The organism is Prosthecobacter sp. (assembly GCF_044232965.1).
In the GTDB taxonomy this organism is placed as follows: Bacteria; Verrucomicrobiota; Verrucomicrobiia; order Verrucomicrobiales; family Verrucomicrobiaceae; genus Prosthecobacter.
The window spans coordinates 1-15,939 of record NZ_JBIIKX010000047.1 but is presented as its reverse complement, the minus strand read 5'-3'; the positions used below and the strand labels follow the sequence as shown (position 1 = coordinate 15,939).

Sequence of the window (15,939 nt, the reverse complement as noted above, 5' to 3'; positions counted from 1 at the left end):
AATCACGAGCCGCCGCGAGGATGCGCAGATTTGACGCCATGAAAAGGAATTCCTTCCCTCTCATGCGGTCTGGACTCTCGCCGCCACATCGCCCATGCGGGCATAGACTTCGCGTCCGGCGCGGCTGTGCTCGATCAAATCGTCGGTGAAGCGAATTTTGCCTGGCTCGAAGATCGTGATGAAGCAAGAGCCGCCGAAGCGGAAGTAGCCTTTTTCAGTGCCTTTCTGAACTTCTTCGCCGGGGCAGTAAGTTTGCACGATGGAACCAACACAAGTGGCACCAACCTCGATCAGTCGTATCACCCCAGCACACGTTTTGTTGAGTTGAGTGATCTCGCGTTTGTTTTCCCAGAGAATCGACGGGCGCTTGCGCAGGGCGATGGGACTGACGGAGTAAAGCGGACCGTTGATCAACATGGCTCCGCCTGGAATGCCTGAGCATGGGAAGTGGAAGCGGTGATAATCCACCGGACACAGGCGCGAAATAAGCATGGAACCGTGTTCATAGCGTTTGGCAGTTTCCACATCACCCAGCAGAGCGGCGAGGTCGAAACGGGTGCCTTTGATGAAAAAATCGCCGCAGGTGGCGATGTCCGGCAACACGAGGTGACGACCGTCGGCGGGAAAGGCGATCTCGTTTTCACCGGCGGCAATAGGGCGGGCCTGGGACTTGAGTTTGCGGTAAAAGAACTCGTTGAAGGTGCGGAAGGAATCCGGCGAGTCGGCGAATTCGCCGGTGTCCACGCCATATGTAGCAAGGAACGGGGCGACCTTGGCCCGGCTGGCGGGAGAATCCATGCGGCTGCCGTACCAGCGTGAAAAGGCGGCGCGTTTCACCAGCGCATGCAGCGGGAGGGCACCGAGCGGGCTTTCATAGGTAAAGCGCAGGAAGCCCTCGCCATACACTGCCTCGGTCTCGATGCGCTGGGTCTGGCGGTTGAAAAAAGTGATCGGTGCGGCTGGCATGGGACTTGTTCACATAGCGCCGTGGCAAGAAAACGCCACACGAACAAAGCTGGCGACAACGGCGATTCCGGGCATAGTCGCGGCCCCCTTCCAGACTGACCGTATGACCGAACCTGAAGCCAGCACCGAGAATCAGCCGCAATCAACCAGCGGACTGGTGGACCTTTCCGATCTGAAACTGATGCCTGCATGGGTGGGCGAATTCGGCAAAGAAGACAAGATCAAGCAACGCTACGCCGACGCGGAGGACCGTCCGCAACGCGGCGGCCGTGATGATCGTCGCGGTGGTGGCGGCGGCTTTGGAGATCGTGGCCGCAGTGGCGGACCTCCGCCGCGTCGTGATGGCCCTGGCGGCCCGCGTCCTGCGGCTGGTGGTGGCGGATTCCGCCCTCGTGGCGAAGGCGGACCTCCGCGCCGTGATGGCGATGACCGTCGTGGCCCGCCGCGTCGTTTTGGAGATCGTGACCGTGGTGCCCCGCCGCAGCGCGAGTGGGTGGAGATGCCGAAGGATGTTCAAATCACGATTTTCCCAGAGGACAAGGCGGTGGACGCACTGGCCGCGCATGTGCGCCAGACCGGCCACGCATTCAGCATGTTTGATGCCGCACGTCTCGTGCTGGCAGGTGGCGACCGCTTCATGGTGCGCTTCCGCTGTGCGGAAGAGCGGCCCACCGGGCTCTATCATGTGCCTGCGGACGGCAGCCTCTTCCTCACGCGTGACGAGGCGCTCAATCATGTGCTGCGCAGCGCGGCGCTGGATGAGTTCTACCGTGTCGAGGAGATCGAGCTCGAAGCGCCGAAGGGTGAGTTTGCCTCCGTGGCGGTGTGCGGCTTCAGCGGCGAGATCATCGCCCCGCCGAGCCATCACAGCTATCAAACCGGCGTCATCCGCCTGCATCGCGAGCGTTTTTCCAACATGTCCCTGGAGGACTACAAGCGCCGCATTCGTGTGGAGGCGAATCCTGAGCTCGTCGCGAAGTGGAAGGAAAACATGAGCAAAGGCCGCCGCTGGGTGTGCCTGAAGGGCGAGGTGCCGGAAGGCGGCGAACCAATGGCGCTGAACTCCCGCGCCGACATGGAGGCGCATTTCCGCCGCACCTTTGGCAATGACGCCGTCATCGAGGTGCGTGACGCCTCGGTGCAGGGCAACGTGGACAAGCAGAAGCTCGCGCATGTGCTCTTCATCATGCTGCGCCAGTCGGTGGACGCCGCGCGGAAGCACCTCTTTGAAATCTCGCAGAAGCTCGGTGCCGGTCTCGAACGCCGTGGGCTGAAGCTCTTCAAACGCCGCGCCGGCAAGCAGTTCGTCTGCCGTGTGAAGCCGCGCGCCGTCGAAAACGGCATGGTCTTCTCCGACCGCCTGGCGGACATCGTCGAGATTTTGAAAAAGAACCACGGTCTGACGATGCATGCGCTCGTCGAGGCCATCATGCCCTCACCACCGCCGATGGATGGCGCCGACCCAAAAGCGCCGAGACAGCCGACTGAGGCGCAGCTTGGTGTCATCAAGGACATCCGCTGGCTGGCGAACGAAGGCTACGTCATCGAATACAGCGACGGCATGGTCTTCCTCGGCGTGCAAGGCGAGCCACAACAGCCGCCTGCCGCGAAGAAAGACAAAGCCGCCGCTGAAACAGCCAAGGCGGAAGATTCAGCGCCTGAAACGACCGCCGAGGCCGTCGAAGAATCTCCGGTCGCTGAAACCACGGCTGACATTGCGGCAGAGCAACCGGCGGAAGAGGCTTCGAGTGAAGCGGCCGCTCCTGCGGCTAAGGAGCCGGTGAAGGATGAAATCGAAGAATCTCCCGCCGCTGAAACCACCCCTGACGTTGTTGAAGAGGCTGCGCCACCTGCCGCTGAGCCAGAGGAAAAACAAGAGGACGTGGCCTGATCTTCATGAAGCTGCCATCCATTCTGATCGCCGTCGTTTTCAGCGTTTGGTCTGCTGGCAGCCTCCTGGCCGCGCGCCCAATCCTTTGCTGTGATTACGGTGGTGGACATGTCACCATCCTTTCTGCCACAGGTGAAATTGAATGGCAGGTGGAAGCCAAAAATCCGCAGGATTGCTGGCAGATGCCAAACGGAAACATCCTCTTCGCCTATGTTGGCGGCGCCAAGGAAGTGACGCGGGATCAGAAAATCGTGTGGGAATACAAGGCCCCTGAAAAAGTCGAGTGCCACGCCTGCCAGCCGCTGCCGAATGGCCATGTGCTGGTCGTCGAGTGCGGCACCAGCCGCATCGTTGAGGTCGATCGCGCGGGCAAGATCGCCAAGGAGATCAAACTCGTCACCGCAGCCTCCGTGAAACTGCACAATCAGTTCCGTGGCACGCGCAAGACAGCAGACGGCCACTACCTTGTCTGTTTCAAAGGCGAGAGCAAAATTGTCGAACTCGATGGTGACGGCAAAGTGCTGCGCGAGGTGCCGGTGGCCGGAGATCCGCATGAAGTCGTGCCTCTGCCGAACAAAAACTTGCTCATCACCTGCGGCGACGGCCACAAGGTGGTGGAAGTCGATCCTACGGGCAAAACCGTGTGGGAACTCAATGAGAACGACCTTCCCGGCAACACCCTGCGCCTCATGGCCGGCTGCCACCGTCTGCCGAACGGCAACACGATCTTCGCCAACTACCTCGGTCACGGCCATCTCGGCGAGCAGCCGCAGTTCTTCGAGATCACGACAGACAAGAAAGTGGTCTGGACCTTCGAAGACAAGGGGCGCTTCAAAACGATCAATCAGATCATGGCCCTGGATGACAAAGGTGATGTGACCAAGGGCGAAGTGCTGCGCTGAGCGCTCAGCCGCCTTTTTGCACGGCCCACAGCATCTTCACCGCCTGCACGGCGGCCTTCACGTTGTGAACGCGAAAGATTTGCGCCCCACGGCTCATGCCGGCGGCGATGCAGGCGACGGTTCCCGGATCGCGTTCCAGTGCTGGCACGCCGAGCACGTCGCCGATGACCGTCTTGCGTGAGACGGGCAGCAAAACCGGCCTGCCGAAGCGATGGAGGCGCTCCAACTCGCGGTAGATCGTCAGGTTGTCGTCCCGCTGCTTCGCGAAGTCGATACCGGGGTCGAGAATGATGTTCTCACGCGGCAGTCCGACACTTTCGGCCATCACGAGGCGCTGCTCGAAGAAATGGTCCAGCGTGGCCATGATGTCGCCATGCTCCACATGCGTGTGCGGCACCTTCGGCTGGCCGATGCTGTGCATGATGAGCAGCGCCGCATTGTGCTCAGCGCAGAGCTTCGCATTGAAGGCATCCGGCAAACCGCTGATGTCGTTGATGATGTCCCCGCCCTGCGGCAGCACCTCGGCGATGACGTCGCCACGCCAGGTGTTGATGGAAAGCAGTGGGGAATTGAAGCGCGCCTTCAGCTCCGGCCACTTCGCGATGAACGGCAGCAGTCGCTCGATCTCCTCGCGCACACTGATCGCCTCGCGGTTCGTGCGAGCGCTCTCCGCGCCGATGTCGATGATGTCCGCACCTTCGCGAAGCTGCTGCTCCGCCTGCGCGAACGCCTGCGCGGGGTCGAGCGTGCCGTCGCCGCAGAACGAGTCGTCATTGATGTTCACGATCCCCATCACCAACGGACGGCGGGGAAATTCGATGACGTGCTGGCGGGCTTTGAGGATCATGGCAGCGGCACCACCTTTCGCTGACGTTTTTCAAAACGCACGGTCGTTGTGTAGCCGATACTGCGGACGAGATTGAGCGCCTTGTCAAAGTCCACGCCGACATCGGTAGGCACATGCGCGTCTGAATTGATGACAATCGGCACTTTCGCGGCAAAGGCCATCTCCAGCATCTCGCGGGCGGGGTAGATCTCACGCACATCCTTGCGCAAGCCGGCGGTGCTGACCTCCAGGATGCCGTTCGTATCGACAAGCGCCTGGACCACCGGCTCGTAGTAGCGGCGCAAATCACCTTCGGGCCGCAGACCGAAGCGTTTCGCCAGATCGGGGTGCGCGTGGAAGTCGAACTGGCGGGTGCGGATCATCTGCTCGTAAAGCTTCCAGTACATGCCCCACATGTGCTCAATGTCCGTGGCGGACTTCCAGCGGGAGACATGTTTCGGATCATCCACCGCGATGCCATCATGGATGTAATGCACGCTGCCGATGAGGTAATCCCAGTCCGCCATGGCGGCCGTCTCGTCGATCCACTTCTCCCGGCCTTCAAGGTGGTCGCATTCGAGCGCAAGGCGGATGGGGAAGTCTGGAAGCGCCTCACGCGCTTCCTGCACGAGTTCAAAATAGCGCGGCAGATCGGAGATCGGCATGCGCCAGTCGTCAAAGTGCTCCGGCATCGGGTTGTGGTCCGACAAGCCAATCTCCGCGAGACCAATCTTCTGCGCGTGCCGTGCATAATCGACCGGATTCCCCTCGGCGTGGAGGCAGAGCGGCGTGTGCGTGTGGTAGTCGGTGAGCATGGGGCTTTTTCGCTGCATTGGGCGCTCTGGCAAGTTGATCGCGCTGCATTTCAGGGCATGAAGACAGCATGCCCACGCTCAAAGCCTACATCTTCGACCTCGACGGCACCTTGATCGACTCGCTCGCGGACATCGCGGAGTCGATCAACCGGATGCTGGATGCGCGGGGCTATCCACGCTGCAAGCAGGAGGTGTTCAAGCAGATGGTGGGGGATGGGATGGAGAAACTCGTCGAGCGGGCGCTGCCGGAAGGCGCTAGGAACGAGGAGCTGATCAAGGTTTGTGTGGAAGAATACCGGGCACATTACGACACGCTCTGGAACGCGCAAACGCAGCCGTATCCGGGCATCGTGGCAATGCTGGCAGAACTGAAGGGCCGTGGCGTGAAGCTCGGAGTGATCTCAAACAAGGCGCACCGGTTCACGGTTCCGATGACGGAGCATTTCTTTGGCGCAGGCGTGTTTGATCACATCCTGGGCCAGCGCAACGAGGTTCCACGCAAGCCTGCGCCCGATGGTGCGCATGAGATGGCGGCGTTTCTCGGCCTGAGAACGGATGAAATGGCCTATGTGGGGGATTCGGGCATCGACATGCAGTTTGCAAAAAGCAGCGGCATGCGGGCCGTCGGTGTGCGCTGGGGCTTTCGCAGCGAGACTGAGTTGATCGATTGCGGAGCGGACGTGCTCATTTCCTCACCGGCGGAATTGTTCAATCTAGACTGAAAAGATTGTCCCACGGGCAACTTGAGCGGATTAAACACTCCCCTTAGAATCGGCGACCGTGAAATCAAACCTCCCACTCTCCCTGACACGCGCCACCTTGGTCATTGGCGCGGTGCTGCTGGCCTCCTGCCAGAATTTTAAAAAGAAGCCGCCGGCACCGCCGCCAGAGCCGGTGAAGGCGGAGTGGAAGTACCCCGGCGAGTGGACCGGCGGTGACAAGGCGATCTCCCACATCCGCATCAATGTGGACACGCAGCGAGCCACGCTTTACCACGGTGACGAGGTCGTCGGCTGGACCTATGTGGCCAGCGGCATCACCAGTTTCCCCACGCCCATCGGTGAGTTCAAAATCCTGGAGAAGATCAAGGACAAGGTCTCCAACCTCTACGGCAAGGGCTACGATGCCGGCGGCAAGCTGGTGAACTCCGACTTCAAGCAGGGGCGTGATGTGATCCCGCCAGGCGGAAAATTCGTCGCCGCGCCGATGAAGTATTTCATGCGTCTGACGGGTGACGGCGTGGGCATGCACATCGGTTTGATTTCAAAACCCGGACGACGTGCCTCGCATGGCTGCATCCGCCTTCCGTCGAAGATGGCTCCCATCCTGTATGCCCACACCGCCATCGGCACGCCAGTGACGATCACGGGCAGCGGGCCGGATTACAAAACGTATCTGGCGCAGTCTGCCGCCAAGGCCAAGGCCAATGCCGCCAAATACGCCTCGGCCAAAAAGAAGCTGGATGACGCGTCCGCAGCAGCGACCGCCGCCACGGCGCTGGCACCCGATGACCCCAACGGTCCCGGCCCGAAGCCGGCCACTGGCACCACGCCAGCTACACCCCCTGGCACTCCTCCCGCCATCACCCCAGCACCAGCGACAACTCCCATTCCCGCACCGGCACCGGTTCCTGCCTCACCGCCAACCGAGGAAGTGAAACCAGCGGTGCCAGCAACACCGGCCCCCAAGCCAGGCACGGTTCAGTAGCTCAAACGAAATCATTCAAACCACGAGGAGGCGGGCAGCGATGCCCGCCTCTTTTGTTTCTTTGGCAAGGCGGTTCCCTGGAGTCGGCCATTAACGAGCTGAATCTGCCGCGTGTCATTGAACAGGCCGATTCAGATCAGCAATTCACGGCGGCTTCCCACTCCGAGCCCACTGCAATCCAGGCGATAAACAAAGCGGCACCTGCTTTGGCGAGGGTAAACGCGAAATGCGCACCGAAGCCTAGGAGGTGCCGAAATGAATGCGCCTTGGCCGATCAGATCTTGCCGCCTGCCGCCGCAGCCGCGGCGATGGCCTGCTGGGCTTTGAGCTGCTCGATCTGCGCGTCGAGAACCTGATGCTTGAGGCTGGTGCCGGTCTTCTTCGCGTACCACAGCACGAGCGGGGAGGCGATGAAGATGGAGGAGTAGGTGCCGAGCAGCACACCAATGGTGATGGGCATGGCAAACTCCAGCATGGCCGGATTGCCGAGGAAGAGCAGCACGACCATCGGGGCAAGGGCCGTCGGGCCGGTAAGGAGCGTGCGGGAGAGGGTTTTGCAGATGGCCTCGTTCATCATCTCACGCATCGTGCCGCCACCGCCGCGCTGAATGGTCTCACGAATACGGTCGAAGACGACGATGGTGTCGTTGATGGAATAACCAGCGATGGTGAGTAACGCGCCGACGTGGATGAGGCTCAGCTCCTGGCCGAACAGAACGCACAGACCGGGAACCATGAGCACGTCATGAGCCAGGGCGACAATGGCACCCAAGGCAAAGGCAAACTCATAACGCATCATCAGATAGCCAAAGATGGCGATGAGCGCGATGACCATGGCGACGAGCGAGGTCTTCGTGGCCTCGGAGCCGATCATGGAGCCAACGGTGGCGACACTTGTTCCGGCCACGGTGCCTTCTTTCCACTTGGCGTTGATGGCGGCGTCAATGACCGGGCCGCTGGCCTCTTCACAACGAATGCTGATGTTCGTGGCACCCGTTGCAGGATCGCTCTTGCGCTGGACATAGTGGGTGCCGATTTCCTTGCCACCGGGTTGCTTGAGCGTCTTGATGAGCGTGTCGAAATCGCTGTCAGCGATGTCTTTGCCAGGTGCGAGGACGACATCCACACGGCCACCGCCGCGGAAGTCGATGCCGAGGCTGCCCTGGCCTTTGTAACCCAGCGTGGCGAACGAAATGGCCGTGACGACCAGGGAGGCGACGATGAACTTGGGCGAGGCTGACAGGATGTCGAAGACCTTGTCCGGGATGAGCTTGGTCGTGGTGATCTTCTGCAGGAGGTTCTTGTCCACCACCCAGATGAAGATCACGCGGGTGACGATCAGCGCCCCAATCATGGAGGAAAGCAGACCGATCATGAGCGTGATGGCGAAACCTTTGACCAGACCGCCGGAGATCACGAACAGAATCACCGCCGAGATCAGCGTGGTGATGTTCGAGTCCGCGATCGCGGAGAAAGCCTTCTCATACGCGGCGTCCAGAGCGGCAGACAGGGTCTTGCCGGCCTCCATTTCCTCGCGCAGTCGCTCGAAGATGAGCACGTTCGCATCCACGGCCATGCCGATGGTCAAAACGAGACCCGCGATGCCGGGCATGGTGAGCGTGAAGCCAAACAGCGACATAGCGCCAAACAGGATCGACATGTTGATGATCAGTCCGATGATCGCCACGATGCCGGCGAGGCGGTAGATGAAAAGCATGAACACCGTGGTGATGAGCAGCGCGGCGATGCCCACCCACTTGCCTTGGTCGATGGAAGACTGGCCGTAAGCAGAGGACACGGAGCTTTCCGAGAGGATTTTCATCGGGTTGCGCAGCGGGTTGTTCAGCAGAGTGGCCAGCGTGTCGGCCTCCTGCTCGGTGAAGCCCTTGCCACTGCCACCAGAGATTTCGGCCGTGCCGCCGTATTGCTGCGCGTTGAGCGAAGGGGCGGAGTGAATTTGGCCGTCCACGATGATGGCCATCTGCCTGCGGTAATGCACCGCCGCCAGCTCGTCGAAGCGTTTCGCGCCTTCGCTGTTGAGCTTGAGCACCACCTTGTTGCCCTCGGCATCGAACACACGGTAGGCATCGGCGACGATGTCGCCCTCCAGATCCGGCATGTCGCGCACCAGTTCGGAAGTGGCCAGCACGGTGCCGTCTTTGGCCGTTTCAGGCTCGCGGTAGGCCATCTCGGCCCAGCCCGGCTCCTTGATGCCACCACGAGCCTTGATCTGCTCCAGCTTGCTGCGGCTCTCAGGATGCACACGGCGGAATTCCAAATGCGCCACCTGCTGGATCTTGTCGCGAACGTCCTTGATCTCGGTCTGGGAGATGCCAGGCATCTGAATCACGACGCGGTCCGCGCCTTCTGGCTGAAGTGCGAGGTCTTTCTCACCCTTCGGGTTGAGGCGCTTTTCGAGGATGGAAATGGCCTGCTGCACATCCGAAGGAGTCACGGCCCGCGCCGAGCCGTCGGCGTTCTTGCCCGGCTCCAGCTTCACGATGAACTCGCTCCCGCCCTGAAGGTCGATGCCCAGCTTCAAGCCCAGCGCGTTCACCGTGTACAACGAGGCAAAGGCCGCGAGGGCGATGAGCAGCGTGCCGGTGAAGCGCTTGGTCTTATGAACGGCGGTGCCCACATAGAGGAGCAGCAGCAGCAAGATCGAGGCACCGACGAGGAAGGTGGCGTAGGGGTTCATGGACAGGTTGGAGGGAGGTTGGAAATCTTCAGGCGGCTCTCATTCAAGCCTCGGTCGCTTCGACGACATCGGACTTTTTCGTCACGGCGGCGATCTTGCTGCGCTCAAACTCAACTTTGACGTTGTCGGCGATCTTCACCATGACGGTGCGGTCCTTCACGCTGGTGATCATGCCGTGCACGCCGCTTTCCATGACGACATGGTCGCCCACCTTGACGGCGGCGATGAGTTTCTGGTGCTCCTTCATGCGCTTCTGCTGCGGGCGGAAGATGACGAAGTACATGACCACGATCATCAGGATCGGCAGCATCATGGGACTGCCAAGGATGCCTCCCTGGCCTCCGGCGGGTGCGGCTTGCGCCAGAAGAAGGGTGTTTTCGAGGAGTGTGGAGGTCATGATTCGAGGCTGGCGGTGGAGGGCTTGTATTTCGCGATCACCTCAGCCCGGAACTCGGCGAAACAACCCTGTTCGATCGCTTGACGTGCCCTGGACGTGAGGGACGCGTAGAAATGCAGGTTATGCAGAGAAATCAACCGCAAACCCAGAATCTCCTGGGCCTGCACCAAATGGCGGATGTACGCCCGTGAAAAGCCCCGGCAGAGCGGATGCGTGTCCTCGGCGAGATCGCGGAAATCCTTGGCATGGCAGGCATTGCGCAGGTTCATCATGCCCTCGTGGGTGAAGGCGGTGCCGTTTCGCGCCAGCCGCGTGGGCAAAACGCAGTCAAACATGTCAATGCCACGCGCGATCAGCTCGATCACCTGCGGCGGCGTGCCCAAGCCCATCGCATAGCGGGCCTGATTCGCGGGAAGCAGCGGCGTCACCCATTCGGCGATGCGCATCATGTCCTCCTCCGGTTCTCCGACGCTCAGTCCGCCGATGGCATAGCCGTCAAAACCCATCGCCACGAGCTCACGGGCCGATTTTTTGCGCAAATCCTCATACACACTGCCCTGCACGATGCCGAAGTGCTGCTGCGCCCCGCCGCCGGTTTGCGGCTTGTGCTCGTCTATCCACGCCCGGCAGCGCTTCGCCCAGCGGAGGGTCAAATCGAGGCTCTTTTCGGCTTCTTTGGCCTCGCAGGGGTAGGGCGTGCATTCGTCGAAAAGCATCGCGATGTCCGATCCCAACGTCGCCTGGATCTCCATCGACGTCTCCGGCCCGATGAACATCGGCGTGCCGTCGAGGTGATTTTGAAAGTGGCAGCCCTCCTCTTTGATTTTGCGCAGTTTCGCCAGTGAGAAGACCTGGAAGCCGCCGCTGTCCGTCAAAATCGGCCGGTCCCAGTTCGAGAAGGCATGCAAACCGCCCGCCTCCTTCATGATCTCCATCCCCGGCCGCACAAACAGGTGGTAGGTGTTCCCAAGGATGATCTGCGAGTTCAGCGCCCGCAATTCATCCGGGTGCATCGCCTTCACCGTGCCCTGCGTGCCCACCGGCATGAACACCGGCGTCTCCACCACGCCATGCGGCGTCGTCAGCCGTCCGCGACGGGCTTGGGACGAAGGATCGGTGGCAAGGAGCTCAAAAGACATGTGTTGGCCCGAAAAAGGGCGCGGAGTCTCGCCGATGTGCCTCCCTGACGCAACGTCGCCTTGCTCATTTCTCATTCCGCCCTAATCTCGCCGCCCTTATGCTCAGAGCCGGTATCGTTGGCCTTCCGAATGTTGGCAAATCCACCCTTTTTAACGCAGTCACCCGCACCCGCAAGGCGGAGGCTGCGAACTATCCCTTCTGCACCATCGAGCCGAACACCGGCGTCGTCACCGTGCCCGATGAGCGCCTCGCAGTGCTTTCGAAGATCTCAGGTTCCTCGAAGCTGATCCCGGCCGCGATTGAGTTTGTGGACATCGCCGGCCTCGTGAAAGGCGCGAGCCAGGGCGAAGGCCTCGGCAACAAGTTCCTCAGCCACATCCGCGAAGTCGATGCCATCGTGCATGTCGTGCGCTGCTTTGAGGACGGCGACATCACCCACGTCAGCGGCAGCATTGATCCGGTGGCCGACATCGAGGTCATCAACACCGAGCTCATCCTTGCCGACATGGACGCCATCCAACGCCGCAAGGACAAGGCCGAAAAGAATGCCAAAAGAGGCGAAAAAGACGCGAAGGCCGAAGTCGCCATCTGCGAGAGGCTGATTCCGCATTTCGACGCCGGCAAGCCCGCTGTGACGCTCGAAATGACCGAGGACGAGCGCAAACTGGTGAAATCCTTCTTCCTGCTCAGCTCCAAGCCCTGCATCTTTGCCTGCAACGTTGCCGAAAATGATCTCGCCGCCGCTTCAAACGACCCCGACAACCATCCCTTCGTCGGCAAGGTGCGCGAGTATGTGAAACATGCCCACGAGGCCAGCGCCGTCGTCGTCAGCGCCGCCATCGAGAGCGAGCTGACCGACCTCAGCGATGAAGAAGCCAAAGCCTACCTCGCCGACATCGGCGTCACGGACAGCGGTGTCTCACGCTTGATCAAAGGTGTTTACGATCTCCTGGGCCTCCAGACTTACCTGACCACAGGCGAAAAAGAAACACGCGCCTGGACCATCGTGAAGGGCATGAAGGCTCCGCAGGCTGCGGGCGTCATCCATGGCGACTTCGAGCGTGGCTTCATCGCCGGTGAAATCGTTCCCTACCACGACCTCGTCGAACTCGGCTCCTACGCCAAGTGCCGCGAGAAGGGCAAGCTCCGCATCGAAGGCAAGGAATACGTCATGAAGGACGGCGACGTCGTCGAGTGGCGCTTCAACGTGTGATTTGAAGTGCGCTGACGCGCCTCACGGAGCTTCCTTCCAAATACGACCCTGACCGGTGCGGAAACCGCGCTCCAGGCTCTGGAACATCGCGTTCAGCCGCGCTTCCTCCTTGAGCACAAACTCCACGGTGTGAGAATGTGTCGAGGCAGGGTAATTTTTCACCACCTTAGGCGTCGTTAGATCCGGCGACACACGACCGGCAGCCTGCTCAAACATGCCCTTGGCCCGCTCCAACGCCGCCGTGCCCGCGCCCACCGTGCTGCTGCCAGTTTCCGGCTTGTAAGCCTCCAGGAAGTAAAACCGCACCACTTGCGCCGAGTTCAGCGTCAGGTTCACCTCCACCACCCGCGCCACGCCGTCAGAGATGTACTCGTGCTTCGACAGGGCGATGATCGAATTGCAGCGCACGATGTAGTTTCCGCCACTGAACCGCCCGTCCCACAGCCCGTCACGCGTCGGCTCATCCGCCTGGCCTTGCTGTTGCTGCTGCCCACCCTGGCCGGTGGTGTTCTGGCCGGGTGCTGTCTGGGCATGAAGGGAGGCGGTGAAAAACAAGGTGAGGACGGTAAGAAGCGTTTTCATGATGAGAGGACAGGCGGGAGATTAGCACGAGCCTGGCATGAAAGAACAACCCTTTCTTTGGTGGAACGTTTCCCTCGAAGACAGCCGAGGCCGGAAAGGCCCATCCGCGAAAGTGGCATCATCCATTCAGTTTCCGACGCGAGTGGCGTACTTTATCCCCACAACCTTACCCCACGCGCATCATGTTCAAATTTACCGACAAAGGCTCCGTCACCACCTGCGATGGTGTTTCACGCCGCGACTTCCTCCAGGCTGGCGCTCTCGGTGCCATTGGCCTCACGATGCCTGGCTTCGCCAAATTGAAGGCGGAGGGCAAGGTGGACCCCAAGAAGAGCAACAAGGCCTGCATCATGATCTTCAATCTCGGGGCGCCGAGCCAGCAAGACCTTTGGGACATGAAACCGGATGCGCCGAGCGAGATTCGTGGGCCGTTCAAGCCGATTCGCACCAAGAGCAACGCTTTCGAGATCTCCGAGATCCTGCCGCTGCACGCGAAGATCGCGGACAAATTCAGTCTCGTGCGTTCCTGCTATCACACGGCCGCCGCGGTGCATGACACCGGGCATCAGATGATGCAGACAGGCCGTCTTTTCACCGGTGGCGTGAACACGCCACATGTCGGCAGCGCCCTCGAATTCCTCCAAGGTCGCCGCAGCGATCTACCCGCGCACATCATCCTGCCGGAAACGATGGGCCCCACCGGTGGCAACATGCCGCACGGCCAGGACGCGGGATTCCTCGGCAAGGCTTATGATCCCTTCGTCCTGAACGCGAATCCATCCGAGAAGGACTTCAAGGTCCCCGATCTGCTCCCGCCGAAAGAAATCAGCGAGGTGCGGTTGGAGCGCCGCCGCGAAATGCGCGAGCTAGTGGACAGCAGCGTACGCAATTTCGAATACAGCGAGCAGGCGAAGCTCATGGATTCGAACTTCGAGTCCGCCTACCGGATCATGACCAGCACGCAGGCCCGTGAGGCCTTCGATCTCACCAAGGAGCCGCTCAAAGTGCGCGAGCGCTACGGTTTGAACCGCTTCGGTCAGAGTTGCCTGCTCGCGCGTCGTCTTGTCGAGCGCGGCGTGCGCTTTGTCACGGTGAACACTTTCATCACCGTGTTTGGCGAGATCACTTGGGACATTCACGGCTCCAAACCCTTCACCAGCATCGAAGGCATGCGCGACATCGTCGCGCCGATGTATGACCAGGGCTACAGCGCCCTCATCGAGGACCTTTTTCAGCGCGGCATGCTCGACGATACGATGGTCACCTGCCTCGCCGAATTCGGCCGCACGCCGAAGATCAATCCCGCCGGCGGCCGCGACCACTGGCCGAACTGCTGGACGGTCAATTTCGCCGGCGGCGGCGTCAAAGGCGGCGAAGTCATCGGCAAATCTGACGACATCGGCGGCTACCCCACCGAGCGCCCCGTCGCCCCGAAAGAAATCGTCGCAACGATCTACCAAGCCCTCGGCGTCGATCTCCACACCGAACTCCCCGGCCCGCAGGGCAGACCCTATCCCGTCGTCGATTTCGGCACCCAGGCGATCAAGGAGCTGTTTGCGTAAATCATCGGAGTGCGGTGTCTTCACCCGCTGAAACCCCATCGCGTCTGATTCATGATGTCTCGTCATCTCATCTTGCTTGCCCTTCTCACTTCGACGCTTCACGCCGCCGAAGCCCCGTCCTTCCGCAACACCATCCAGCCGATCCTCACGCGTTACGGTTGCGCGATGGGTGCGTGCCACGGTGCCGCAGCAGGGCAAGGCGGATTTCGCCTCTCGCTGCGTGGCTTCGATGACGAGGGCGATTGGACCTCGATCACGCGCAGCGCGAATGGCCGCCGACTGACGATGGAAGATCCGGCGCGCAGTTTGTTCCTGCTCAAAGCGACCAAGATGGTGCCGCACAAGGGCGACAAGCGCTTCGAGGTGAACTCGCCGGAATACAAAGCCATCGGCGACTGGATCGCCGCCGGTGCGCCGGGGCCGAAGGCGGATGATCCGCGCATTGTGTCGCTCGAAGTGTCGCATCCACATCTCGTCACGCAGGCGGGCAAGTCGGTGCAGCTCAAGGTCACGGCGAAGTTCAGCGACGGTCACAGCGAGGACGTCACGCGCTGGACGAAATACAACGCCACGAATGCCAGCGTTGCCACGGTGGATGACTTCGGCCTCATCAAAACCACCGGCAGCGGCGAAGGCAGCGTAAGCGCGTGGTATCTGAGCCGCCTCGCGCTTGCCACCATCACGATTCCGAACGCCAGCAACGTCGATCCCGCCGCGTTCGCCGCGCTGAAGCCGCGCAACTTCATCGACGAACTCACGCTGAAAAAACTGCGCGAGCTGAACATCCCGCCGTCCGTCCGCGCCGAGGACCACGAGTTCCTGCGCCGCGCGTTTCTCGACACTATCGGCGTTTTGCCCACGCTCGATGAAACACGCGCCTTCCTTGCCGACAAGAGCGCCGACAAACGTGACCGCCTCATCGACTCGCTGCTGCTGCGGCCTGAGTTCGTCGATTACTGGTCGCATCGCTGGAGCGATCTGCTGCTCGTCAACGGCGACAAACTCATGCCTGAGGCGATGTGGTCTTATTACAACTGGATCCGCCGTCACGTCGCCGCGAACACGCCGTGGGACGCCATGGTGCGCGATCTTCTCACCGCCACCGGCAGCACACTCGAGCATGGCGGCGTGAATTTCTTCGTCCTGAATGACGAACCCACCAAGTGCGCAGAGACCGTCAGCATCGCCTTCCTCGGCACCTCCATCGGCTGTGCGAAGTGCCACAACCACCCGATGGAGA

At 61.0% G+C, this 15,939-nt stretch carries 14 protein-coding genes; 7 read left to right on the top strand and 7 right to left on the bottom strand.

Annotated elements, in window-relative coordinates; translation table 11 throughout:
- Positions 1-60: 60 nt before the first annotated feature.
- Positions 61-966 carry a phosphatidylserine decarboxylase gene (locus ACILSI_RS17810; RefSeq protein ID WP_395723256.1) on the bottom strand — a complete coding sequence of 302 codons (906 nt, stop codon included), beginning with the start codon at positions 964-966 and terminating at the stop codon, positions 61-63.
- Between the two features lie 103 nt (positions 967-1,069).
- Between ACILSI_RS17810 and ACILSI_RS17805 the strand changes: the two genes are divergently transcribed.
- Together ACILSI_RS17805 and ACILSI_RS17800 are read left to right on the top strand one after the other, a co-directional pair.
- The gene (locus ACILSI_RS17805; protein WP_395723255.1) at positions 1,070-2,857 is read left to right on the top strand and encodes a hypothetical protein; all 1,788 of its coding nucleotides are present in this window, start codon (positions 1,070-1,072) and stop codon (positions 2,855-2,857) included.
- A 5-nt stretch (positions 2,858-2,862) separates the two neighbouring features.
- Positions 2,863-3,759, top strand: coding sequence for a YncE family protein (locus tag ACILSI_RS17800; protein ID WP_395723254.1), 897 nt, complete (start codon positions 2,863-2,865; stop codon positions 3,757-3,759).
- Positions 3,760-3,763: 4 nt separating this feature from the next.
- Here the strand turns inward: ACILSI_RS17800 and folP are convergent, their stop codons facing one another.
- A complete protein-coding gene (folP, locus tag ACILSI_RS17795) occupies positions 3,764-4,606 on the bottom strand; it encodes a dihydropteroate synthase (RefSeq protein ID WP_395723253.1) in 843 nt (280 codons plus the stop codon).
- Entirely contained in the window at positions 4,603-5,418 is an 816-nt protein-coding gene (locus ACILSI_RS17790; protein ID WP_395723252.1) for a histidinol-phosphatase HisJ family protein, read from the bottom strand. Before ACILSI_RS17790 ends, folP begins: the two co-directional genes overlap by 4 nt.
- Before the next feature lie 50 nt (positions 5,419-5,468).
- Between ACILSI_RS17790 and ACILSI_RS17785 the strand changes: the two genes are divergently transcribed.
- Positions 5,469-6,122, top strand: coding sequence for an HAD family hydrolase (locus ACILSI_RS17785; protein ID WP_395723251.1), 654 nt, complete (start codon positions 5,469-5,471; stop codon positions 6,120-6,122).
- A gap of 58 nt (positions 6,123-6,180) precedes the next feature.
- A complete protein-coding gene (locus tag ACILSI_RS17780; RefSeq protein WP_395723250.1) occupies positions 6,181-7,107 on the top strand; it encodes a L,D-transpeptidase in 927 nt (308 codons plus the stop codon).
- Positions 7,108-7,381: 274 nt separating this feature from the next.
- Here the strand turns inward: ACILSI_RS17780 and secD are convergent, their stop codons facing one another.
- From secD to tgt, 3 genes are read right to left on the bottom strand one after another with little or no spacing between them, the layout of a single operon-like run.
- Entirely contained in the window at positions 7,382-9,805 is a 2,424-nt protein-coding gene (secD, locus tag ACILSI_RS17775; RefSeq protein ID WP_395723249.1) for a protein translocase subunit SecD, read from the bottom strand.
- 43 nt (positions 9,806-9,848) lie between these two features.
- Complete coding sequence (yajC, locus tag ACILSI_RS17770) at positions 9,849-10,202, bottom strand: preprotein translocase subunit YajC (protein WP_395723248.1); 354 nt, start codon at positions 10,200-10,202, stop codon at positions 9,849-9,851.
- A complete protein-coding gene (gene tgt, locus ACILSI_RS17765) occupies positions 10,199-11,341 on the bottom strand; it encodes a tRNA guanosine(34) transglycosylase Tgt (protein ID WP_395723247.1) in 1,143 nt (380 codons plus the stop codon). The genes yajC and tgt overlap by 4 nt, the downstream gene beginning before the upstream one ends.
- Positions 11,342-11,439: 98 nt before the next feature.
- Between tgt and ychF the strand changes: the two genes are divergently transcribed.
- Positions 11,440-12,555, top strand: a complete 1,116-nt coding sequence (gene ychF / locus ACILSI_RS17760; RefSeq protein ID WP_395723246.1) for a redox-regulated ATPase YchF — start codon at positions 11,440-11,442, stop codon at positions 12,553-12,555.
- Between the two features lie 21 nt (positions 12,556-12,576).
- Here ychF and ACILSI_RS17755 read toward each other — a convergent pair whose 3' ends face one another.
- The gene (locus ACILSI_RS17755; RefSeq protein ID WP_395723245.1) at positions 12,577-13,137 is read right to left on the bottom strand and encodes a hypothetical protein; all 561 of its coding nucleotides are present in this window, start codon (positions 13,135-13,137) and stop codon (positions 12,577-12,579) included.
- Positions 13,138-13,319: 182 nt separating this feature from the next.
- Here ACILSI_RS17755 and ACILSI_RS17750 point away from each other — a divergent pair, with 182 nt between their 5' ends.
- The gene (locus ACILSI_RS17750) at positions 13,320-14,699 is read left to right on the top strand and encodes a DUF1501 domain-containing protein (RefSeq protein ID WP_395723244.1); all 1,380 of its coding nucleotides are present in this window, start codon (positions 13,320-13,322) and stop codon (positions 14,697-14,699) included.
- A 51-nt stretch (positions 14,700-14,750) separates the two neighbouring features.
- A partial coding sequence (locus ACILSI_RS17745; RefSeq protein ID WP_395723243.1) for a DUF1549 domain-containing protein occupies positions 14,751-15,939 on the top strand: 1,189 nt, incomplete at its 3' end.